The following is a 21,795-nucleotide window of genomic DNA, read 5'->3' as shown; positions in this document are numbered from 1 at the left end:
ATCCGGCCTCTTCCGGGATGAGTCCGGCGGTCCATGTGCGCTGAACCGGGTGAGAGCGGCCGCGCAGGCCGCCCCGGCGACGACCCACCGCAGCCGCGCGCTGCGCACCCGGAAGGACCGCATGGCCCCCGACGCGACCGTCACGCTGCCCACCGGCGCCGCCATGCCCCGGCTCGGGTTCGGCGTCTCGGAGTCCCGCGACGCCCACGCCGCCGTCGGGCATGCGCTGGAGCTGGGCTACCGCAGCATCGACACGGCCGCGGTCTACGAGAACGAGGCCGCCGTCGGCGCCGCGCTGGCCGGGTCCGGCATCCCGCGTGACGAGCTGTTCGTGACCACCAAGGTGTGGAACGTCGGGCACGGCCGCACCCGGGCCCTCGACGCCGCCGCCCGCGGTCTCGACCGGCTCGGTCTCGACCACGTCGACCTGCTGCTCGTGCACTGGCCCAACGACGCGTTCGAGCACTGCCTGGGCACCTGGGAGGCGATGGGCGAGCTGCTCGGCGACGGCCGGGCCCGCGCCGTCGGCGTCTCCAACTTCCGCCCCTCGCACCTGCACCGGCTGCTGTCCCTGGGCGGGCCTGCGCCCGCGGTGAACCAGGTCGAGCTGCACCCGCACCTGCAGCAGCACGAGCTGCGGGCGCTGCACGAGCGGCACGGCATCGTCACCGAGGCCTGGAGCCCGCTGGGCCGGGGCGCGGTGCTCGACGAGCCGGTGCTCGCCGCGATCGCCGCCGCACACGACGCCACCCCGGCGCAGGTGGTGCTGGCCTGGCACCTGCAGCAGGGCCGCGTCGTGATCCCCAAGTCCGACGACCCGGTGCGGATCGCGGAGAATCGCGCCGCCGCGTCGGTGCACCTGGACGACGACGAGCTGGCCGCCGTCGACGCCCTGCACGTCCGGGGCGGTGCCGGCCGGATCGGCCCGGTCGCCGAGGATCTCGCCGCATGACAGGGGCAACCGCATGACAGGGGGACGGGAGCAGATGACCCGCCGGGTGCACGCCTTCACCGACGACGCACTCGGCGACGACGACGCCGTCGCCCTGGCCGAGCGGCTGCGCCGCGGTGAGGTCTCCCCCGCCGAGCTGCGTGCGGCGGCCGCGGCCCGTTCCGCGGCCGTCGACCCGGTGCTGCGCGGGCTGGTCCTCGACCGGTTCGACGACCCCGTCCACGGCTCCGGTGACGGACCGCTCGCCGGGGTTCCCGCGCTGGTCAAGGACAACGTCGAGGTCCGCGGCTGGCCTGCCACGCACGGCAGCGCCGCGCACTTCCCGCGCCCGGCGAAGGCGCACTCCGCGGTCACCGGGCAGCTGCTCGCGACCGGGCTGGACCTCGTCGGGTCGTCCCGGATGCCCGAGTACGGGCTCAACGCCAGCACCGAGTTCGCGACGGCCGAGCCGACCCGCAACCCGTGGGACACCGGCCGGTCGGCCGGGGCGTCGTCGGGCGGGGCGGCCGCGCTGGTCGCGGCGGGTGCGCTGCCGATCGCGCACGCCAACGACGGCGGCGGCTCGATCCGCATCCCGTCCGCGGCCTGCGGGCTGGTCGGGCTCAAGCCGACCCGCGGCCGGACGGCGCCGAACGCGCTGGGCCGCCGGATGCCGGTCGACCTGGTCGTCGACGGCGTCGTGAGCCGGTCGGTGCGCGACAGCGCGACGTTCCTGGCCGCCGCCGACCGGGCGCGGCGCACCGCGACGCTGCCGCCGGTCGGGCTGGTCGAGGGACCCGCCCCGCGACGGCTGCGGATCGGCCTGCTCACCGAGTCCCCGACCGGCGCCCAGATCGACGCCGAGACCCGGGCCGTGGTCACCGAGGTCGCGTCGCTGCTGGAGAAGCAGGGTCACGAGGTCACCCCGGCCACGTCGGTGATCGGGGCGCGGTTCGTCGACGACTTCCTCGACTACTGGGGGCTGCTCGCGTTCTCGGTGGTGACCGGGGGCACGCTGCTGCACGGCCCGTCGTTCGACGCCGGCCGTCTCGACCCGCTCACCCACGGCCTCGCCGAGCACTACCGCCGGGCCGCGCCGCGGACCCCTGCGGTGCTGCGCAGGCTGCGCCGCGCGCGGCTGACCTACGCCGCGCAGTTCACCACGCACGACGTGCTGCTCTCGCCGGTGCTCTCGCACGTCACCCCGGAGCTGGGGCACCTGAGCCCGGCGGTGCCGTTCCCCGAGCTGCGTGACCGGCTGCTCGACTACGTCGCCTTCACCCCGCTGAACAACGTCGCGGGGACCCCGGCGATCTCGCTGCCCGCCGGGCTCACCGCGGGCGGGCTGCCGGTCGGGGTGCACCTGTCCGCGGCCGCGGGCGACGAGCGGACGCTGCTGGAGCTCGGCTACGCGATCGAGGCCGACCGGCCGTGGCCGCGCATCCAGGACGCCTGAACCCCGGAATGCCCCTGCTCAGGGAACGAGCACGCCGACGACTGCACCGAGCGTGACGGTGTTGAACACGAACGCCAGCACCCCGTGCAGGGTCACGGTGCGCCGGATCTCCGGCGTCGCGGCGGTGACGTCGGTGGCGCCGAACGTGGCCTGCACGCCGACGCCGAAGTAGATGTAGTCGCTCCAGGTGGGCTCCTGCGGACCGGCGAACTGCAGGCCCTTCCGGTCGTCGACGACGTCGTCGGCCTGGTAGGCGACGGTGAACGACACGACCACGACCCACCAGGCCGCGATCACCATCAGCACGCCCAGGGTGATCCGCGCCCACGGCGGCAGCACCGTGCCGTGGTTGCCCGCCTGCGGCAGCCAGCCGATCGCGACGATCAGCGACACCGTGCTCACGAAGATCGACACACCCGGGCCGGGTGCGGTGCCGAGCAGGTAGCGCTGCAGGAACGTGCCGCGGCGCGGCCGGTCCGCCCAGTCCCGGATGGCCGCGGCCGGGGCCTTGGCGAAGGTCACCGAGGTGACGACCAGGTAGGTCAGCAGGTACACGACCAGCACGACGATCACGACGTCGGCGACCCGGGCCGTGCTGCCGTCCGGGCGCTCGGCGAACAGGTGCCAGAACACGAACGCGACCACGCCCGCACCGGCCGACACCGCCAGCCGCCACCGCTCCGGGAGCCAGGCCCGGCCGGACCAGGTGGCGGCAGCGGTGTCTGCGGTGTGTTCGGGCGCGCTCATGCGCACAGTCTGGCCGACGCCCTCCGGGCCGTCGGCCCAGACCCGCCCCGCCCGGCTCAGACCCGCTCGACGAAGAAGTCCAGGTCGGGGTTCTCGGCGCCGCCGTAGGGCGAGAGGTCGGTGACGCCGTGCGCGGCGAGAACCTCGTCGTCGATGTAGGTCTGCCCGCTGGGCCGGGCGTCGTCGGTGAGGATCGCGACGGCGGCGTCGGCCATGATCTCCGGGCTGCGCGCCCGGTTCCCGGCCTCGTCGCCGCCGAGCAGGTTGACCACGGCGGCGGTGGCGATCGTGGTGCGCGGCCACAGGCAGTTCGCCCGGACGCCGGCGTCGGCGAACTCGTGCGCCCAGCCCAGCGTCAGCAGCGACATGCCGTACTTGGAGATCATGTACGGCGGGAACTCGCCCAGCCAGCGCGGGTCGAGGTTGATCGGGGGCGACAGCGTCAGGATCTGCGCGTCCGGCGACTTCTTCAGGTACGGCAGCGCGGCCCGGGTGAGCAGGTAGGTGCCGCGGGAGTTGATCGACTGCATGAGGTCGAACCGCTTCGCCGACACCTCCTCGGTGCCGCCGGTGTTCAGCGCGGACGCGTTGTTGACGACGACGTCGACGCCGCCGAAGGTGTCCACACCGGCCTGCACGGCGCGCTCGACGTCCTCCTCGACCCGGACGTCGCCGACGACGGCCACGGCCTTGCCACCGGCCTCCTCGACCTCGGCCACCGCGGTGTGCACGGTGCCGGGCAGGCGCGGGTCCGGCTGGTCGGTCTTGGCCAGGATCACCGCGTTGGCCCCGCGCTTCGCGGCGGCCAGCAGGATGGCCAGCCCGATACCGCGGCTGCCTCCCGACATCACGATGGTGCGGCCCTGCAGATCGGTCATTCGTGCCTCCTCGTCGAGTGCTTCGGACTTTAACAGTCAGCGCTGACTGTCAGCGGGCTGACCGGAAAGGTGTGACGGCCACCGCGTCTAGGGTGTCGGCATGACGGCGGCTTCCGGCGATCCCCGCGCCCGGCGCACCCAGACGGAGCGGACGGCGAGCAGCCGGGCGCTGATCCTCGACGCGGCCCTGCACGAGCTGCACGAGAACGGGTACGCCCAGGCCACGACGGTGACGGTGCAGCGCCGCGCCGGTGTCTCGCGCGGCCGTCTGCTGCACCACTTCCCCTCCCGGGAGCACCTGCTCGTCGCCGCGGCGCAGCACCTGGCCGTCGAGCAGGTGGCCGAGATGGAGCAGTGGGTCGCCGAGTCCGGCTACGGCCGCACCACCGGCCCGGAACGGGTGGACCTGGCCGTCGAGCTGTTGTGGGACACCTTCCAGCAGCCCTACTTCTGGGCGTCGATGGAGCTGTGGACCGCGGCCCGCACCCACGACGACGTCCGGGCGCGGCTGCTGCCCGAGGAGCGGAGGCTGGGGACCGCGCTCGCGCACGTCGTCGCGACGATGTTCGGCCCGGTCCACTCCAGCCACCCCGACTTCGACGAGTGCCGCGAGCTGCTGTTCACCAGCATGCGCGGGGTCGCGATGACCTACGCGCTGAACCCGCGCGACCCGGCCGGTGATCCGCACCTGGCCTCCTGGAAGCGGCTCGCCCGCCGGATGCTGGATCTCCCGGTCCGCTGAGGAGAGCGGAGCGGGACACCCGGCGGGCGAGCCGCGGCCGAGGGGTGGCCGGAGCTCAGGACTCGACCAGGCGGAGTGCCTCGGTGGGGCAGGCCGCGACGGCCGCCTCGCACTCGGCGCGCCGGTCCCCCGACGGGGTCGCGTCGAGCACGCTCAGCGAGCCGTCGTCGTTGACCTCGAACAGCTCCGGCGCCTCGGCCTCGCACAGGCCGAGCCCGCTGCACTTGCTCTCGTCGAGCTCGATGCGCAGACCCATGGTGATCACTTCTCCGGGGTGAATCGGAACGGCATGCGCTTCACGCCGCGCATGAAGTTCGTGCCCAGCAGCTCCGGCTCCCCGACCTCGAACTCGGGGATGCGGAACAGCAGCTCGCGGAACAGCGCCCGCAGCATCGACTTCGCCAGCTGGTTGCCCAGGCAGAAGTGGACGCCGCCGCCGCCGAACCCGACGTGCTCCTTGGCGTTGGGCCGGGACAGGTCGAACTGCTCCGGGTTCTCGAACACGTCGGCGTCCATGCAGCCGGACGGGTAGAACAGCACGACCTTGTCGCCGGGGATCACCGTGTGCCCGCCGAGCTCGGTCTCGGCGACCGCCGTGCGGCGGAACGTCATGACCGGGCAGGCATAGCGGATGAACTCCTCGATGGCGTTGTTGATCCGCCCGTCGTAGTCCTCCATCAGCCACTTCTTCTGCTCCGGGAAGTGGGTGAAGGCACGGACGGTGAACGCCGAGGTGTGCCGGGTGGTGTCGGTGCCGGCCACGGCCATGAGCACGAAGAACGAGCCGATCTCGAACTCGTCGAGGTGCCGGCCGTCGACCTCGGCGTTGATCAGCGCGGTGACCAGGTCGTCGCCCGGCTCGTTCTTCTTCAGCTCGATGAGCTCGGCGGCGATGTCGTGCAGGTTGGTGGCGGCCTGGACCTGCACCTCGTCGGCCGCCCGGCCGGCGAGGACCTCGTCGTCGGCCCAGGCGACGACGTCACCGGCGTTGCGCTCGGTGTCCTCGCGCAGGTGCTCCGGGATCCCCATGATGTCGCAGAAGATCCGGGTGGGGAGGACCTTGGCGCAGCGGGCCACGAAGTCGATCTCGCCGGACGGGTCGGAGGCGAACCCGTCGACGATCTCCTTCGCCGCCAGCTCGACCTTGTCCTCGATGCTCTTGACCTGCTTCGGCGTGAACGCCGAGGCCACCAGCTTGCGCAGCCGGTCGTGCTTCGGGTTGTCCATCGCCAGGAAGGACTGGGTGAGCTCGAGGAAGATCGGCGGGAGCAGGTCGAACAGCACACCCTGCCCGGACACGAAGGTCTCGTTGTCGCGGGAGACCTTCACGATGTCGGCGTGCTTGACGACGGCCCAGTAGCCCGGGTCGTCCGGGTCCGGGGTGACGGCGTCGTCGACCGGGCGCTGCCAGGAGACGGGCTGCTCCTCCCGGAGCACCCGGAACGTCTCCTCGCGCTGCTCGGAGGTCTGGTTCCAGAACGCCTTGGTCGAGATGTCGACCGGGTAGTGCTCCGGCTTCCGGTCCCCGGTCGCGGGGATCATGTGCACGGCGTCCGGGTCGTACATCTCCGACTCGAAGTCGGTGGCGTCGAAGGTGGTGGTCATCGGTCCCTCCAGTGGGGCGCGGCCGAGTCAGTCGTCGGCGTGGCTGAGCAGCACGTCGTAGGGCCGGGCGTCCCGGCTGCCGGACAGGTCGAGGTGGACGTTCTTCTCCTCGACGTAGGGGTCCAGCGCCCGCGGTCCCAGCTCCCGGCCGAGGCCGGACTGCTTGTAGCCGCCGAACGGCACCTCGCAGTTGATCTGGTGTGCGTCGTTGATCCACACCGAGCCGGCCTGGATCTTCTCGGCGACGTCCAGGGCGCGGGAGTTGTCCCGGCTCCACACCGACGACGCGAGGCCGTACTCGGTGTCGTTGGCCAGGGCGACGCCCTCCGCCTCGGAGCCGTACCGGATCACCGACAGGACCGGGCCGAAGATCTCCTCGCGGGCGATCCGCATGTCGTTGCCGACGCCGGTGAAGATCGTGGGCTGGATCCAGTGGCCGTTCTCGTGCCCCTCGACGTGGGCCTCGCCGCCGCCCAGGGCGACGGTCGCGCCCTCGTCCTTGCCTGCGGCGATGTAGCCGAGGATGCGTTCCTTCTGCTGCGCCGACACGACCGGGCCCATGTCGGTCTCCCAGTCCCGGGTGTCCCCGAGCTGGATCGTCAAGGCCCGCTCGACCAGGCGGTCGACGAACTCGTCGTGCAGCGAGTCGGGCAGCAGCAGCCGGGTCATGGACTCGCAGACCTGGCCGGAGTAGAGCATGCAGCCGTAGAGCACGCCGTCGACGGCGAGCTCGACGTCGGCGTCGTCGAGGACCAGGGCCGGGGACTTGCCGCCCAGCTCCAGGGTCACCGGCTTCACCGAGCCCGACGCGAGCCGCATGATCTCGCGGCCGACGTCGGTGGACCCGGTGAACCCGACCTTGCCGACACCGGGGTGCGAGGCGAGGCGGGCGCCTGCGTCCGGGCCGGGGCCCGGGACGACGTTGAACACGCCCGGCGGCAGCCCGCACTCCTCGGCGACCCGGGCGAACTCCAGCGCGGTGAGCGGCGTCTTCTCGTCCGGCTTGAGCACCACCGAGTTGCCGACGGCCAGGGCCGGGGCGAACTTCCACAGGCTGAGCAGCAGCGGGAAGTTCCACGGTGCGATCGCGCCGACCACGCCGATCGGCTCCTTGCGGAGCGTCGACTGGCCGAGCACCGGGAACGTGGCCCGCGGCATCGGCGTCTCGAACTCGTAGCGCTCCGCCAGGCCGGCGAAGTACTCCAGGTGCGGGGCGCAGTAGCCGACGTGGAAGCCGGTGGCCTGGCGCACGGTGGCGCCGTTGGCCATGATCTCCAGCTCGACGAACTCGTCGAGCCGCTCGCCGAGGCGGTCGGCGATGGCGCGCAGCACCGACGCGCGGTGCGCGGGCGTGGCGCGCGACCAGCCGCCGTCGTCGAAGGCGGCCCGTCCGGCGTCCACGGCGGCGTCGATCGCCGATGCGCCGCCGGAGGCCGCGGTGGCGACGAGCTCGCCGTTCTGCGGGTCGGTGATCTCGAGGTGGGTGTCGCTGTCGACGTCGCGGCCACCGATCCGCATCGGGAAGTGGCGGACGGTCGTCCCGGCGGTCATCGGGCCGGGTCCAGAACGATCTTGGTGGCCTCGTGGTCGTGGAACATCCGGTAGGCCTCCGTCGCCTCGCTCATCGGCATGCGGTGCGAGACGAACCGGCTCGGATCGAGCTTGCCCGCGGCGATCAGGGCGAGGGTCTCGTCCATGAAGTTGGTGATGTTGGCGACGCCCTGGCCGATCGTGACGCCCTTGAGGTACAGGTCGCCGAAGGGCAGGTCGATCGAGTCCTCGGTGTAGACGCCGGGGATGGAGATCGCGCCGCCGGAGCGGACCAGCGAGCAGGCCGAGAGCAGCGCCGACGGGTGCCCGACGGCGTCGATCACGACGTCGGCCCCGCGCCAGTCGGTGAGGTCCTGCACGGCGTCGGCCGGGTCGGTCTCGTCGGCGTCGACCGGGATCGCCCCGATCGACTCCGCCTCCTTGAGCCGGGCCGCCACCTTGTCGACGACGATGGTCTGCGAGGCGCCGAGGACGCCTGCGGCCATCGCGGCGCAGAGGCCGACCGGGCCGGCACCCACGACGGCGACGGTGTCACCGGGCTGGATGAACTTGCGGACGGCCTCGTAGCCGGTGGCCATGATGTCGCCGACGAAGAGCTTGTCCTCGTCGTTGCCCTGGCCCTCCTCCGGCAGCCTGCGCAGCGTCCGGTCCGCGTTCGGGACGATGACGTACTCGGCCTGGCCGCCGGAGAGGCCGCCGAAGGTCACGCCCAGACCGAAGATCATCGTGCCCATGCACTGGCCCGGCCGGTTGCGGCGGCAGTTGTAGCAGTGCCCGCAGCTCACCACGCAGGACGCGACCGCGCGGTCGCCCTCGGACACGAGACTGACCGCGGACCCGACGGCCTCGATCGTGCCGATGAACTCGTGGCCGAGGATCACGTCGTCCTCGATCGCCACGCGCCCCTCGAAGGGGTGCAGGTCGGTTCCGCAGATCGCGGTGAGGTCGACCCGCATGAGGACCGAGCCCGGGTCGGTGATCTCCGGCTTGGGGACCTCCATGACCTCGACCTCGTAGGGCTTGCGGAGCACGACCGCCTTCATCGTCGCCATCGTCGGCGCCTCTCTCTCGCTGGGATCCGGCTCGGGCTCAGGCCGACGCGGAGGCGTCCTTCTCGGACACCAGCTCGCGGTACATCGGGAACAGCGGCTTGGTCAGCGGGACGAGCTTGAGGATCTTGTTGACCGGGCCCTTGGCCTTGACCTCGCCCTTGGCGAGACCGACGGCGAGGTTGTACTCACCGCGCCAGAACTTGTCGCCGGTGTCGGCGCGCATCATCAGCGTGATGTCGGCCTTGTCGTCGTCGGCGCCGGTGTGCACGTCCATGGCCGGCTCGTGCATCTTGACCCACATCTCGGTGTCGGGGTCGGTGTAGAGCACCCGCAGGTTCAGGCCCGCGGCGCGCATCTTCGGGCCGGACTCCGGGTGGTCGTTGGCCGCGCGGAACACGCCGCCGATGTACTTGTCGACCTCGGTGCTGTCGGCGAAGAAGGCCATCTGGATCTCTCCTCGTTGAAAGGTGCCGGTGGTGCAGCTGCTGGGGTGATTGCAGGTGCCGGAGTGGGTGCTCGGGGTGGGTGCTCGGGGTGATGCTGTCCGCCGGGGGACGTGGCGGGCATCGCTCCCGGGGGGTGGGTTCGTCTCCCCTACGGATGCCCCGTCCGGGGCATCGCCGGGAAGCGGCCGGGTCAGACCCCGGCGGGGGCGGTGTAGCGCCTGCGCAGCTCGCCCTTGACGAGCTTGCCGGTGGCGCTGCGCGGCAGGACGCCGAGGAAGTCGACGCTGCGCGGGGCCTTGTAGTGCGCGATCCGCTCGCGCACGAACTCCAGCAGCTCGGTCTCGAGCGCGGGTGTGCCCTCGACGCCGTCCGGGGTCTGGACGACGGCCTTGACCTGCTCTCCCATCTCCGGGTCCGGGACGCCGATAACGGCCACGTCGTAGACCTTCGGGTGCAGGGTGAGGACGTCCTCGACCTCCTGCGGATAGATGTTCACCCCGCCGGAGATGATCATGAATGCCTTGCGGTCGGTGAGGTACAGGAAGCCGTCGGCGTCGACGTAGCCGACGTCGCCGGTGGTCGACCAGTTCTCGTGCTCCGGATGGCGCGACTCCCGGGTCTTCTCCGGGTCGTTGTGGTACTCGAACGGCGGGGTCTCGCGCTCGAAGTAGACGGTGCCGATCTCGCCGGTGGGCAGCTCGTGGCCCTCGTCGTCGCAGATCCGGATGACGCCGAGACCGGCCCTGCCGACCGAGCCGGGCTTCTCCGCCCAGGACTGCGGATCGATGAAGGTGACGCCGTTGCCCTCGGTCGAGGAGTAGTACTCGTAGAGCACCGGGCCCCACCAGTCGATCATCTTCTGCTTGACGTCGACCGGGCACGGGGCGGCCGCGTGCACCGCGACGCGGATGGTGGACACGTCGTAGGCCAGCCGCACCTCGTCGGGCAGCTTGAGCATCCGGACGAACATCGTCGGCACCCACTGGGAGTGGGTGACCCGGTACTGCTGGACGTGGGAGAGCGAGGCCTCGGCGTCGAAGCGCGCGGCCATGACCACGGTGCCGCCGAGGGCGTGCACGATGCCGCCGAAGCGCAGCGGCGCCGCGTGGTACACCGGCGCAGGCGAGTAGTAGACGGTGTCGGTGTCGAAGCCGTACATCTTCCCGAACACCGCGGTGTAGAGGTCGCCCGGCTCGTCGACGGCGATCTCCGGCAGTGCGGGCTTGATCCCCTTGGGGCGGCCGGTGGTGCCGGAGGAGTAGAGCATGTCCGCGCCGCGGGGCTGCTCGAGCAGCGGTTCGTCGGAGACGGCCGCGGTGGCCTCGGCGAGGTCGTCGTAGCCGGGGATCGCCCCGCCGAACGCCAGCCGCCGCTCGACCTTCGGGGTGCGCTCCACCAGCGCCTCGGCGAGCTCGGCCTTCGCGGCCGAGGCGAACAGGACGCGCGCGCCGCAGTCGTCGACGACGTAGGCGGCCTCGTCCGGGCTCAGGTGGTGGTTGACACCGGTGACGTAGAGCCCGGACCGCAGCGCGGCCCAGTAGACCTCGAAGACCTCGGGGGTGTTGTCCGAGACGAACGCGATGTGGTCACCACGGCGCAGGCCCGCGTCGCGCAGCACGTGCGCGATCCGGCGCGACCGGTCGTCGAGCTCGGCGTAGGTGGTCGTGCGCCCGGTCTCGGGCTGGATCACGGCCGGGTGGTCGGGCCGGGTGCGCGCATGGGTGCCAGGGAACACGGCTGCTCTCCCCTTCGAGAGTCGTCGGACACCGACGATCGTGTCCGCACCCACCCTGCCGGGCATCGCTCGTACGAGGTGGTTCCCTCTCCCCTCCGGGTCAGGCCGCGGGCGCGGTGCGCCGGACCCGGTTACCGAGGAGTGCGGGCCCGCGGGGTCCGGCCGGAGGAAGTGCCGGTCCGCCGCGGGCCCGGGTCTCAGTGGTGGGCGACCGGGCCGGTCGCCGCACGCTCCTGGCCGCGCAGCCAGTGCGAGACGGCCTCGGCGCGGTTGGCGGCGCCGAGCTTGCGCAGGATGTGCTTGACGTGCGACTTCACCGTGCCCTCGGAGATCACCAGGCGGGTGGCGATGCGGGCGTTGGTCTCGCCGGCGGCCATGAGCCGCAGGACGTCGACCTCGCGACGGGTGAGCGACGGGTCGACCGGCGCGCTGCGCAGGAAGTGGTCGACGGTCCCGGTCCGCGCGGGCAGCGAGGGCGCGGTGGCCTCGCCGGCGCCGGCGGCGCCGAGCTCGCGGCCCCAGAAGCCGTCGCCGAGGTCGCCCTGGCGGGCGTCGGCGAGACGGCGGGAGAGCCGGTCGACGTCGGCCCGGATCAGCTCCATCTCGTCGAGCACCATGGTGCGGGTCAGCGCCTGACCGAGCCCCTGGGCGAACATCGTGAGGACCTGACGGTCCAGTGCGTCGACGTTGCGCTGCTGGTAGTAGCAGTCCGCGTGCACGAACCCGATGACGACGCCGTGCGCGACGATCGGGGCGGCGCAGTAGCTGCGTGACATCGACGCGTCGGCGATGGGCTTGTTGACGCCGGGGCGCTCCTGGACCTGGTCGATGAGCAGCGAGGTCCGGCGCCGCACCATCTCGGTCTCGACGAGGCGCCCGTCGAGGGTCTGGGGGTGGGTCCGGCCGAGGTCGAGGATCTCCCCCGCCCACGCTGCGTCGTTCTCCACGTGCACCCGCTCGGGGATCCACAGCGAGTCGGCGACGCGGGAGACGATCGAGCGGTCGAAGCCGAGGCTGCACGCGGTCTGGGCCGCGGTGTCGAGCAGGGCGGTGCTGGAGCCTGCCTCGCCGAGCGCCGAGAGCGCCGCACGGACGCGCTGCAGGCTGCGGTCGGACTGCGCGAGGCAGTCGGACAGGAGCTCCTCATCGAGGTCCTTGACCTGGCGGATCAGCTCGACGAGCTCGCCGGTCGGGGCCTCGCCGGAGCCGAGGACGCGCACCGCCTCGTCCCAGACGACCTTGAGGACGGCACGCGCCGAGGCCTGGTCGGTGACGTGCTCGGGATGCGGGAGGCGGGCGTCGTCCAGCAGACGCCGGCCGGCCAGCAGCACGTCGACGACCCGGCCGACCTGCTGGCGGGACATCCTGCGCCCCCGGCCCGGCCACCGGTCACCGGTGTCGCAGCGCTTCATGTAGGCCACGCGACTCGTGATCTCGCCCATTCCGCCTCCTCCTCGAGGGGGTCCGGCGCGGACGACTCTGTCCGCCGGATGTGACGGGAACAACGAACGAACCCCGTCCCGGATGCGGTCCAGCGGCGCATCCCTACCCACTTTTCCAGTCAACAATGACCGTTAATGGTGCGACGCGCGTCACCACGGAGGCAAGACCGGTCACCGCACGACACCCGTACGCGCTGGTAAGGGGTCGATCGGCGGCACGGAGGGTCGCTCACCGCCACCACGATCCGGGGTTCGGAGTGATCGAAACCGTCGTCAGGGCTGACCGCGTTCCGGGGTATCGGCGGGCGGGAGGGCCGGCTCAGGACTGCCCCCACGGCGGGGCGGACGACGGCGCCGACGCCCGCTTGCATGCCTCCTTGACGCGGCGGTCCATCAGCACGCCGACCGTGGAGGCGGCGGCCAGGTTGAGCAGCACGCCGACCCAGTTCCCGGTCGCGAACGCGAAAACGGCCGTCGGGACCGCCAGCCAGGCCATCAGAACGAGCAGGACCCGCCCCCAGCTCTCCCTGCGGCGGCGCAGCGCCGTTGCCGCTGCGAGCACGAGCGCGGACTGGGCGCCGTTGACCAGCAGCGCACCCACGCCGAGCTCTCCGGCACTCACGATCACCAGCAGCAGGGAGGCCGCGACGGTGAGAACCATCGTGACCACCCACGTCCAGCAGGCGTAGGCCACGTACTTCGCGACCACCTGCTCGTCGGCGTCCGGCTGCGTCATGCGTGTCCTCCGATCGAGCGAACCCGGGCGCGCGGACGGTAGAGGCGCGCCGCCGGGAGCCCTACCGGCACGCGTCGCGGAGCAGCCGGGATCGCCGGGGGCGATCGCGCGATCGTCGAGTGTTGCAGCCCACACCCTTGCGCGAGAAAGTGAGGTGAGGCATACCTGTGTACGTCGCCCGCAGTCGAGGTGGTCGCGCCCATCGCCCACTCCGATCGCGCCATCGCAAACCTGTGCGTGCCCTCAATTGCGGATCGATCGGATCAATAGAACCGTAGATGCGGACCGAAGCCCCATCGCTCGAGGAGGAGCAAATGGCCACCGTCCTGTGCGTCCTGTACCCGGACCCCGTCGACGGGTACCCGCCGGCGTACGCCCGTGACAGCCTGCCGACTCTCAACGCCTACCCCGACGGGCAGAAGCTGCCGACCCCGGAGGCGATCGACTTCAAGCCGGGTGAGCTGCTCGGCAGCGTCTCCGGCGAACTCGGTCTGCGCACCTTCCTGGAGAGCCAGGGGCACAAGCTGATCGTCACCTCGGACAAGGAGGGGGAGAACTCCGAGTTCGACCGCTACCTGCCCGAGGCCGACGTCGTCATCTCCCAGCCGTTCTGGCCCGCCTACCTGACCCGGGAGCGGATCGAGAAGGCGCCGAACCTGAAGCTGGCGCTGACCGCGGGCATCGGCTCCGACCACGTCGACATCGACGCGGCGATCGAGCGCGGCATCACCGTCGCCGAGGAGACGTTCAGCAACTCGGTCAGCGTCGCCGAGCACGTGGTGATGATGATCCTGTCGCTGGTGCGCAACTACCTGCCGTCCCACGACTGGGCGCGTGAGGGCGGCTGGAACATCGCCGACTGCGCGGCGCACTCCTACGACGTCGAGGGCATGGACGTCGGCACCGTCGCCGCGGGCCGGATCGGTCTGGCCGTGCTGCGCCGGATGGCGCCGTTCGACTGCCGGCTGCACTACACCGACCGGCACCGCCTGCCGGAGGAGGTGGAGAAGGAGCTGAACCTGACGTTCCACGAGAGCGCGCAGGACATGGTGCCGCACTGCGACATCGTGACGATCAACGCTCCGCTGCACCCGGAGACCCGCAACCTGTTCGACGACGAGCTGCTCGCCACCATGCGGCGCGGCTCGTACCTGATCAACACGGCCCGCGGCCTGATCGTCGACCGGGACGCGATCGTGCGGGCGGTGGAGAGCGGGCAGCTCGCCGGCTACGCCGGTGACGTCTGGTACCCGCAGCCCGCACCGGAGGACCACCCGTGGCGGACCATGCCGCACAACGGCATGACCCCGCACATCTCCGGCACCACGCTCTCGGCGCAGTCCCGCTACGCAGCCGGCACCCGGGAGATCCTGGAGGATTTCTTCGCCGGGCGCCCGATCCGGGACGAGTACCTGATCGTCGACGGCGGCAAGCTCGCCGGCACCGGTGCGAAGTCCTACAGCGCGAAGAGCTGAGCGACCGCACCTCCTCGGACCGCCCACCGGAGCTGCCACTCCGGTGGGCGGTCCGCGCTCCGGCGATGAGATCCGCCGGCGCCTCCGGTCAGCAGGATCAGGAGACCGGCGCCGGGCCGGTCGGTCCACACCGGAGGCAGCCATGACCGCCACGTACACCTTCGACGTCTTCTCGAGCCTCGACGGCTACGGCTCCTACGGCGGGGACGGCGACTGGGGTGGCTACTGGGGCAAGCAGGGCCCCGAGTTCCTGGACCGCAGGCTCGCCTCGTTCGGGCCCGAGCAGCGAATGGTCTTCGGCGCCGCGACGTACCGGGAATTCGTCGAGCTGCTCGGCCCGGCCGAGGAGCCCCCGGAGCGCTTCGACCCGTGGATCGCGCGGATGCGGTCGATGCCCACGACGGTGATCTCCTCGACACTGTCGGGGCCCCTCGACTGGCCGCACGCGACCGTCGCGCACGGGGACGCCACCGAGATCGTCGCCCGGATGAAGGCCGGGTCCGACGTCCCGATCCGCTCGCACGGCAGCCTGGCGCTGAACCGGTCGCTGATGGCCGCGGGCCTGGTCGACCGGGTGCAGCTGACGATCTTCCCGGTACTCACCGGGCGGACCGGGGAGGCTCCGGTGTTCGGCGGTGCCGACGACTTCGACCTGGAGCTGCTCTCCTGCCGAACGCTCGACGGGGGCGTCCAGGAGCTGGTCTACCGGCCCACCCTGCACGTCCCGGCCTGACCGGGACGTAGCCTGGATCCGACTCAGAACGACCACTTCTGCCCGGTGCGGAGCCGGCGCATCAGTATGGCGGCCGAGCAGCCCGTGCCGGGTGCTCCGGTATCTACCGCGGAGCGCAGGTGGACGGCTCTCGGGGGCCGCCGTGCCCTCCCCGGGCGGCGGAAAGGCCCGTCGCGGTGACCCCGACAGGTTCCCCGACCCTCCCGACCTCCCCCACTGCCCCGGCCGGCTACGGACGGCTGCTCCGGACGCCCGGCGCCCGCGGCTTCGTCCTGCCCGGCTTCCTCGCCCGGCAGCCGTTCGCGATGCTGACCATCTCGATCGTGCTGCTGGTCCGGCACACCACCGGGTCCTACGGCGCCGCAGGTGCCACCGCGGCCGTCGCCGGTACCTCGGTGGCACTGTTCTCGCCGTGGATCGGCCGCCTGGCCGACCGGCACGGTCAGCGGGCGGTGCTGCTGCCCGACGTCGCGGTGCACGTCGTCGCCGCTCTCGGTCTCACCGCGCTGGCCACGGCGGGCGCGCCACTGTGGGCCCTGCTGGCGGCCGCCGTCCCGGCCGGGGCGACGGCACCCCAGATCGGGCCGATGGTGCGGGCCCGGTGGAGCGCGTTGCTCGGCGACGGCCCGCTGGGCCAGACCGCGGTCGCGTTCGAGTCGGTCACCGACGAGCTGTCCTTCGTCCTCGGCCCGCTGCTGGCGACGCTGCTGTGCACCTCGCTCGACCCGGCGGCCGGGCTGGTCGCCGAGGCGCTGCTGGTGCTGGTGGGCGGCCTGCTGTTCGCCGCGCAGCGGGGCACCGAGCCGCCGCGCGCCGAGCGCACCGCGGCCACCCCGGCCGGGTCCGCGTGGGCGGTGCCCGGGGTGCGGGTGCTGGTCGTGGCGTTCCTCGGGGTCGGCTCGGTGTTCGGCGGGATGCAGGTCGCGCTGGCCGCGTACTCGGAGTCGATCGGGGCACCCGGCCTCAACGGCGTGTTCTACGGCGTCTTCGCCGCAGGCAACATGACCGCCGCCCTGATCATGGGCGCGGTCACCTGGCGGTCCCCGCCCCGGCGACGCCTGCTGGCCGGCTACACCGCACTGGCCGCGACCGCGTCCCTGACCTGGTTCGTGTCCCTGCCCGGGTTCGCGGCCTGGCCGCCGCTCGTCGGCGCCGCCGGACTGCCGGCCGGGCTGTGCGTCGCCCCGGCCGTGGTCAGCGGATTCACCCTGGCCGGGCGGCTCGTCCCGGCCGGGGCGCGCACCGAGGCGTTCGCCTGGCTGACCGGGGCGACGGCGCTGGGCCAGGCCGTGGCGGTCACCGTCGCCGGGCAGCTGGAGGACCGGCTCGGCACCGGCAGCGGGTTCGGGGTCCCGATGGGCGGCACCGTGGCCGCGCTGGTGGTGCTGCTCGCGCTGCGCTCGCGGCTGCGCCCCTGAGGTCGCCCGGGTCACCGGCGTCCACCCGGGTCCACCCCGGTCCGGTTCTGGGACAGTCCCGGGGTGACCACCCAGCGGGCGCTCGTCCCGCTCTACCTGGCCGGGTTCACCACCGCGTTCGGCGCACACGGGGTGGCGACCGTGCTCGGCGCCGGGACCGACGACCTCGGCCTGTCGCTGCTCGGCCTCGGCGTCGCGCTGGCGCTCTACGACGTCGCCGAGGTCGTCCTCAAACCGCTGTTCGGCGCGCTGTCGGACCGGATCGGGCCGAAACCGGTGATCGTCGGCGGCCTCGTCGCGTTCGCCGTGGCCTCCGCGGTCGCGGTGGCCGCACCGGTGCCGGTGGTGCTGGTGCTCGCCCGGCTCGGGCAGGGCGCGGCGGCCGCGGCGTTCTCGCCGTCGTCGTCGGCGGCGGTCGCGCGGCTGGCCGGACCGGACCGGCTCGGCGGGTTCTTCGGCCGCTACGGCGCGTGGAAGAGTCTCGGGTACCTGCTCGGCCCGCTGATCGGGGTGGGCCTGGACCACGTGCTCGGGATCCGCGCGGTCTACACGGTGCTCGGGCTGCTCGGTGCCGTGGCCGCGGTGTGGGTGGCGGCGGTCGTGCCCGCCCCGGAGCCGGTGCCGCGGACCCGCTACACCGTGCTCGACCTGGTCCGCCGGAGCACCGAACGCGGCTTCCTCGTCCCCACCCTGCTGCTCGCGACGAGCACCGCCGTACTCGGCGTCGCCGTCGGGTTCCTGCCGCTGCTCGCGGCGCGGCTGGACCTGCACCCGCTCTCCGGCGCCGCGGCCGTCGCACTGATGGCGCTGGTGTCGACGCTCGCCCAGCCCGTCGCCGGGCGGCTGCGCGACCGCGGCCGGATCCGCACCCGCGGCGGCAGCGTCGCCGGGCTCGGGGCGGCGGCCGCGGGTCTGGTGCTGCTCGCGACGGCGCCGCACGCGGTGACCCTGTTCGCCGCCGCGGCGCTGTTCGGGGTCATGGTCGCGGTGGTGACGCCGCTGGCGTTCGCGCACCTGGCCGCGTCGACACCGGTGGAGCGGACCGGCCGCACGATGGGCAACGCCGAGATCGGCCGCGAGCTGGGCGACGCAGGCGGGCCGCTGCTCGTCGGGGCGGTCGCGGCCGCGTGGGCGCTGCCCGCGGCACTGCTCACCCTGGCCGGCGTCACCGTGGCGACCGGTGTCGCGACCGGGTGGTCGCTGCGGCCGCGCAGCGCGTCGGCGCCTGGACCTGCTCGCCGACCGGGAACGCACCGTGGCGCAGGCCTGGACCCGCCGGCCTGAGCCCCGCGGTCAGGGCAGCACGGCGTCCAGCAGCCGGTCCAGGCCGTGCTCGAACAGCTCGGTGTCCGACCATTGGTCCCGCGCCACGAAACCGGTGGCGCTCAGCGTCGGGTAGCGGTCCGCGTGCCCGGCGACGTGGTCCCGCGCCGCGGCGCGCACGGCCGGGTCGTCGAGCTGCCGCCAGGTGGTCTCGGTGACCACCGCGCCGATGACGAACTCGGCGAGCAGGCTCCCCGCCGAGGCCAGGTCGATCCCGGACAGCCCCGCGCGGGACAACGTGGCCTGCAGGAACTCGGTGCGCGCCAGCACGTTCGGGCCGAGCATCGGCCGGCCGACCATCCGTGCCGACCACGGGTGCGCGAGCATCGCCGACCGCCACCCGAGCACCAGGACGCGCAGCGCGGCCCGCGGGTCGGCGTCGCCGGGCGGGATCGGCACCTCGCCGAGGACGTGGTCGAGAACCAGGTCGTGCAGGTCCTCCTTCGTGGCCACGTGCCAGTAGAGCGCCGTCGAGGTCACGTCGAGCCGCTGCGCGAGCCGGCGCATCGTCAGCCTGTCCGCCCCGTGCTCGTCGAGCTCGGCGACGGCCGCGGCGACGATCCGCTCCGGGGTGAGGGGCTCGGCGCGGCGCGCCGCCCGGGGCTTCGCCTCGCGCAGCCAGAGCACCGTGGGGCCCGGCTCGTCGGTCGTCATGGTCGGGAACCCTACCTTCGGGCACAGGGACTTACCGCCGTCAAGTTCGATGGACGACGTGGGGCGCGGGCCGCGACCGGCATGATCGGCACGTCCGTGACCGGCCGTTCGCCCGGCGATCGTCCTGTCCCGATCCTGGCGATCTCGCCGCGCGGCGGCGGGCCGATGACCTGTGGAAATGTGTCGTTGCGCATCGGCGAGGAGCGCGTACCGTTGTTTCAGGTGTGGACGCCCGTCTGCTGGTGGAAACAGCAGCACCCGGAAACGGCACAGGCGGGCGCCACACCTACAACCGGGCCCACAGCCAGCCGGACCTACAGCTCGGTCACCCACGGATAGTCGGTCTCCGACCACGGGTGCATCTTCAGGCCGTACGACGTCAGGTTGCCGTGCCCGCGCCGGTAGAGGCGGCCGGCCATCTCCTGCAGGTAGCGCCGCTCGGTGTTGCCGAACGCATCCTCCTCGAACGCGGCGAACGTGGCCGATGCGACCGCGTCGGCCAGCTGCAGGTATTCGAGATTCCCCGGCTGGTCGAGCCGGCCGCCGTGCGGGTCCAGCCAGTCCCACGCCACACGGCAGTCGGGATCGGCTCGGAGTTCCGCCTCGTACGCCCGCAGTGTGGCCAGCTTGAACCGCACGATGTGCGCCAGCGTGTAGTCGAGGCGGCGGCGGAAGTCGCGCGCGAACCACGACAACCGCTCGAGCAGATAGCGGAGCGTGTACAGGTACGCGGTGTCCTCGTCGAGCGCGGGCCCGGGTAGCAGCGGTTTGCACACGACCACCGACGACAGGGTCATACAGTCGGTACGCCCGATCACCTGAGCGATCCGCAGGCGCTGCGAGTGCGTCTTCACGTTCCGCCAGTGCAGGGTGTCACCGGGCTTCCGCCCCAGATCGGCACGCAGACCCGCGAGCACAGCCGCGGCGTGGGGCAGTGCCTCGTCCGGGACGATGACGGCCGACATGACGAAGTGCGCGCTGGACTTCGGTGTCCGCGCCCGGACCCCTGCTTCGTCGACGAAGGCGTGCAGCCGGGCGGCGTCGGTCATCAGGGTGACGTTACCCAGGCTCCGCGGTAACGGGAGGTGGTTGCGGATCCCCGGAAGGATTCCCGCACGGAGCCGGAGGTCGGGATCGAACCGACGACCTACTCTTTACAAGAGAGTTGCTCTACCACTGAGCTACACCGGCGTGTGATTCCAGCCTAACCCCTCGCCCGCAACGCAACCGCCCCACCTGCTGATCCGTCGTCGGACGGGGGGCGCCGCACCCGGAGCCGTTCCGCGGCACCTCCCCGGGTTCTGAGAGAGTGACCCGACTCGGGCGGACGATCGGGATCAGCGGGGGTGGCGGGAAGCGTGACGGACGAGAGCCCGGCGGTGGACCGGTTCGCGCGGCGGCTGCGCGGAGCGCTGCGCCGGGACGCGAAGCGGCTGCTCACACCGGGCCCGTCGACCGTGCCGATGCTCATGCTCGGCCCGCAGGTCCCCGACGACGCGCAGGTCCAGCAGGTGATCGACCTCTGCATGCGGATCGGCGAGATCGAGCTGTCCTCGGGCGAGTCCGTCGACGAGGTCACCGCGACGATGCTGCGACTCGCCAACGCGGCGGGTCTGCCCGCCGTCGACGTCGACATCACGTTCACCTCGATCACGATCTGCTGCCACCGCGGCAACGCCGCCCAGCCGGTGACGTCGATGCGGCTGGTCCGCTACCGCACGCTCGACCTGTCCCGGCTGGCCGAGACCGAGCAGGTCGTCAACGACGTCGAGGCCGGCCTGCTCGACGTCCGCGCGGCATCCGCCCGGGTTTCCGAGGTCGCCCGCACCCCGCACCCGTACCCGCGCTGGGTCGCGACGGTCGGCTGGGCCGGCCTGGCCGCGTCGATCGCCCTGCTGCTCGGTGGCGGTGTCCTGACTGCCACGGCGGCGTCGGTGACGACCGCGGTGATCGACCGGATCGGCAGGCAGCTGTCGCGGTGGGGCGTCCCGACGTTCTTCCAGCAGACCCTCGGCGGGTTCCTCGCGACGATGTCGGCGCTGATGCTGATGGCGGCCAACGTGTTCGGGCCGGGCGCCCGGCCGTCGTTCATCGTCGCCGCGGGCATCACGGTGCTCCTGTCCGGGCTGAGCGTGGTCTCCACGGTGCAGGACGCCCTGTCCGGCTACTACCTGACGGCGTCGGCCCGGATCGTGGAGATCTCCCTGCTGTCGGCGGGGCTGCTGACCGGCGTCGTCATCGGCCTGCAGATCTCCTTCACGCTGCACCAGCCACTGGAGGTCTCCGGCGACCTGCCGTCGAGCGTCGGCCAGTTCGGGTTGTCGGTGCTGGCGGGTGCGACGTCGTCGGTGTTCTACGCGCTCGCCGGCTACGCCCCGCTGCGGTCGCTGCCGCTCGCCGGGTTGGTCGGCTCGGCGAGCTGGCTGGTCTACGGCCTGCTCACCCAGACCGTCGGGGTCGGCCAGATCCCGGCCACCGGGCTCGCGGCGCTGGTCGTCGGTCTCGCCGCCGGTCTGCTGCGCCGCGGCACGCGTACCCCGCCGATGGTGGTCACCCTCGCCGGTGTCACCCCGCTGCTGCCCGGTCTGCAGGCCTACCGCGGCTTCTACCAGCTGGCCGTGGACGGCGCGGGGTCGCAGGGCCTGGTGACGATCACGCTCGCCCTGGCCGTCGGTCTCGCGCTGGCCGCGGGCGTGGCGCTCGGCCAGTTCATCACCCGGCCGCGGCGCCGCCCGGAGGAGAAGCACCAGGGCGCCGAGCCCGGGGCGTCCGGCGGCGGTTTCATGCAGGAGCCCGAGGTCGACGACGCGGCCGACACCGGAGCCACGATGCTCGACTCGAAGTAGGCTCTGGCACCGGGTCGGGGGTGAA

20 protein-coding genes and 1 tRNA gene are annotated in these 21,795 nt (G+C 72.5%); 8 read left to right on the top strand and 13 right to left on the bottom strand.

Annotated elements, in window-relative coordinates:
• The first annotated feature begins 121 nt into the window (after positions 1–121).
• The gene (locus tag ACLE50_RS01615) at positions 122–952 is read left to right on the top strand and encodes an aldo/keto reductase (RefSeq protein WP_410942235.1); all 831 of its coding nucleotides are present in this window, start codon (positions 122–124) and stop codon (positions 950–952) included.
• A gap of 13 nt (positions 953–965) precedes the next feature.
• Positions 966–2,387 (top strand): amidase, encoded by a 1,422-nt coding sequence (locus ACLE50_RS01610; protein ID WP_410941528.1) that lies wholly within the window; start codon positions 966–968, stop codon positions 2,385–2,387.
• 18 nt (positions 2,388–2,405) lie between these two features.
• On the opposite strand, the gene ACLE50_RS01605 is transcribed toward ACLE50_RS01610, so the two are convergent.
• Both ACLE50_RS01605 and ACLE50_RS01600 read right to left on the bottom strand, forming a co-directional pair.
• Entirely contained in the window at positions 2,406–3,134 is a 729-nt protein-coding gene (locus ACLE50_RS01605; protein ID WP_410941527.1) for a DUF1345 domain-containing protein, read from the bottom strand.
• Positions 3,135–3,190: 56 nt separating this feature from the next.
• Entirely contained in the window at positions 3,191–4,012 is an 822-nt protein-coding gene (locus tag ACLE50_RS01600; RefSeq protein ID WP_410941526.1) for an SDR family oxidoreductase, read from the bottom strand.
• A 100-nt stretch (positions 4,013–4,112) separates the two neighbouring features.
• On the opposite strand from ACLE50_RS01600, the gene ACLE50_RS01595 reads away from it, so the two are divergent.
• Positions 4,113–4,754, top strand: a complete 642-nt coding sequence (locus tag ACLE50_RS01595; RefSeq protein WP_410941525.1) for a TetR/AcrR family transcriptional regulator — start codon at positions 4,113–4,115, stop codon at positions 4,752–4,754.
• 55 nt (positions 4,755–4,809) lie between these two features.
• Here ACLE50_RS01595 and ACLE50_RS01590 read toward each other — a convergent pair whose 3' ends face one another.
• The 8 genes from ACLE50_RS01590 to ACLE50_RS01555 form a co-directional block, all read right to left on the bottom strand.
• Entirely contained in the window at positions 4,810–5,010 is a 201-nt protein-coding gene (locus ACLE50_RS01590; RefSeq protein WP_410941524.1) for a ferredoxin, read from the bottom strand.
• A 5-nt stretch (positions 5,011–5,015) separates the two neighbouring features.
• On the bottom strand, positions 5,016–6,359 hold the full coding sequence (locus tag ACLE50_RS01585; RefSeq protein ID WP_410941523.1) for a cytochrome P450: 1,344 nt from the start codon (positions 6,357–6,359) through the stop codon (positions 5,016–5,018).
• 27 nt (positions 6,360–6,386) lie between these two features.
• On the bottom strand, positions 6,387–7,910 hold the full coding sequence (locus ACLE50_RS01580) for an aldehyde dehydrogenase family protein (protein ID WP_410941522.1): 1,524 nt from the start codon (positions 7,908–7,910) through the stop codon (positions 6,387–6,389).
• Entirely contained in the window at positions 7,907–8,962 is a 1,056-nt protein-coding gene (locus tag ACLE50_RS01575) for an alcohol dehydrogenase catalytic domain-containing protein (protein ID WP_410941521.1), read from the bottom strand. Before ACLE50_RS01575 ends, ACLE50_RS01580 begins: the two co-directional genes overlap by 4 nt.
• 37 nt (positions 8,963–8,999) lie before the next feature.
• Positions 9,000–9,407, bottom strand: a complete 408-nt coding sequence (locus ACLE50_RS01570; RefSeq protein WP_410941520.1) for an SCP2 sterol-binding domain-containing protein — start codon at positions 9,405–9,407, stop codon at positions 9,000–9,002.
• 191 nt (positions 9,408–9,598) lie between these two features.
• Entirely contained in the window at positions 9,599–11,143 is a 1,545-nt protein-coding gene (locus tag ACLE50_RS01565) for an acyl-CoA synthetase (protein ID WP_410941519.1), read from the bottom strand.
• A gap of 197 nt (positions 11,144–11,340) precedes the next feature.
• Positions 11,341–12,585: a LuxR C-terminal-related transcriptional regulator gene (locus ACLE50_RS01560; protein ID WP_410941518.1), complete on the bottom strand. Its 1,245-nt coding sequence runs from the start codon at positions 12,583–12,585 to the stop codon at positions 11,341–11,343.
• 319 nt (positions 12,586–12,904) lie between these two features.
• Complete coding sequence (locus ACLE50_RS01555) at positions 12,905–13,321, bottom strand: hypothetical protein (RefSeq protein WP_410941517.1); 417 nt, start codon at positions 13,319–13,321, stop codon at positions 12,905–12,907.
• A gap of 314 nt (positions 13,322–13,635) precedes the next feature.
• Here ACLE50_RS01555 and ACLE50_RS01550 point away from each other — a divergent pair, with 314 nt between their 5' ends.
• From ACLE50_RS01550 to ACLE50_RS01535, 4 genes are all read left to right on the top strand, one after another.
• On the top strand, positions 13,636–14,796 hold the full coding sequence (locus ACLE50_RS01550) for an NAD-dependent formate dehydrogenase (protein WP_410941516.1): 1,161 nt from the start codon (positions 13,636–13,638) through the stop codon (positions 14,794–14,796).
• Between the two features lie 142 nt (positions 14,797–14,938).
• Positions 14,939–15,529, top strand: coding sequence for a dihydrofolate reductase family protein (locus ACLE50_RS01545; protein WP_410941515.1), 591 nt, complete (start codon positions 14,939–14,941; stop codon positions 15,527–15,529).
• 176 nt (positions 15,530–15,705) lie between these two features.
• Positions 15,706–16,947, top strand: a complete 1,242-nt coding sequence (locus tag ACLE50_RS01540) for an MFS transporter (protein ID WP_410941514.1) — start codon at positions 15,706–15,708, stop codon at positions 16,945–16,947.
• A 63-nt stretch (positions 16,948–17,010) separates the two neighbouring features.
• The gene (locus ACLE50_RS01535; RefSeq protein ID WP_410941513.1) at positions 17,011–18,231 is read left to right on the top strand and encodes an MFS transporter; all 1,221 of its coding nucleotides are present in this window, start codon (positions 17,011–17,013) and stop codon (positions 18,229–18,231) included.
• A 9-nt stretch (positions 18,232–18,240) separates the two neighbouring features.
• Here ACLE50_RS01535 and ACLE50_RS01530 read toward each other — a convergent pair whose 3' ends face one another.
• From ACLE50_RS01530 to ACLE50_RS01520, 3 genes are all read right to left on the bottom strand, one after another.
• Positions 18,241–18,924 carry a TetR/AcrR family transcriptional regulator gene (locus tag ACLE50_RS01530; RefSeq protein WP_410941512.1) on the bottom strand — a complete coding sequence of 228 codons (684 nt, stop codon included), beginning with the start codon at positions 18,922–18,924 and terminating at the stop codon, positions 18,241–18,243.
• 314 nt (positions 18,925–19,238) lie between these two features.
• On the bottom strand, positions 19,239–19,973 hold the full coding sequence (locus ACLE50_RS01525; RefSeq protein ID WP_410941511.1) for a DUF3800 domain-containing protein: 735 nt from the start codon (positions 19,971–19,973) through the stop codon (positions 19,239–19,241).
• A gap of 70 nt (positions 19,974–20,043) precedes the next feature.
• A tRNA-Thr gene (locus ACLE50_RS01520) sits at positions 20,044–20,115 on the bottom strand.
• A gap of 167 nt (positions 20,116–20,282) precedes the next feature.
• Here ACLE50_RS01520 and ACLE50_RS01515 point away from each other — a divergent pair.
• Positions 20,283–21,770: a threonine/serine exporter family protein gene (locus tag ACLE50_RS01515; protein WP_410941510.1), complete on the top strand. Its 1,488-nt coding sequence runs from the start codon at positions 20,283–20,285 to the stop codon at positions 21,768–21,770.
• Positions 21,771–21,795: the final 25 nt, after the last annotated feature.

Origin of the sequence: Pseudonocardia phyllosphaerae, assembly GCF_046546475.1 — a bacterium.
Classification (GTDB): Bacteria; Actinomycetota; Actinomycetes; order Mycobacteriales; family Pseudonocardiaceae; genus Pseudonocardia; species Pseudonocardia phyllosphaerae.
The sequence above is the reverse complement of the archived record's forward strand: the minus strand, read 5'-3'. Positions and strand labels throughout refer to the sequence as shown.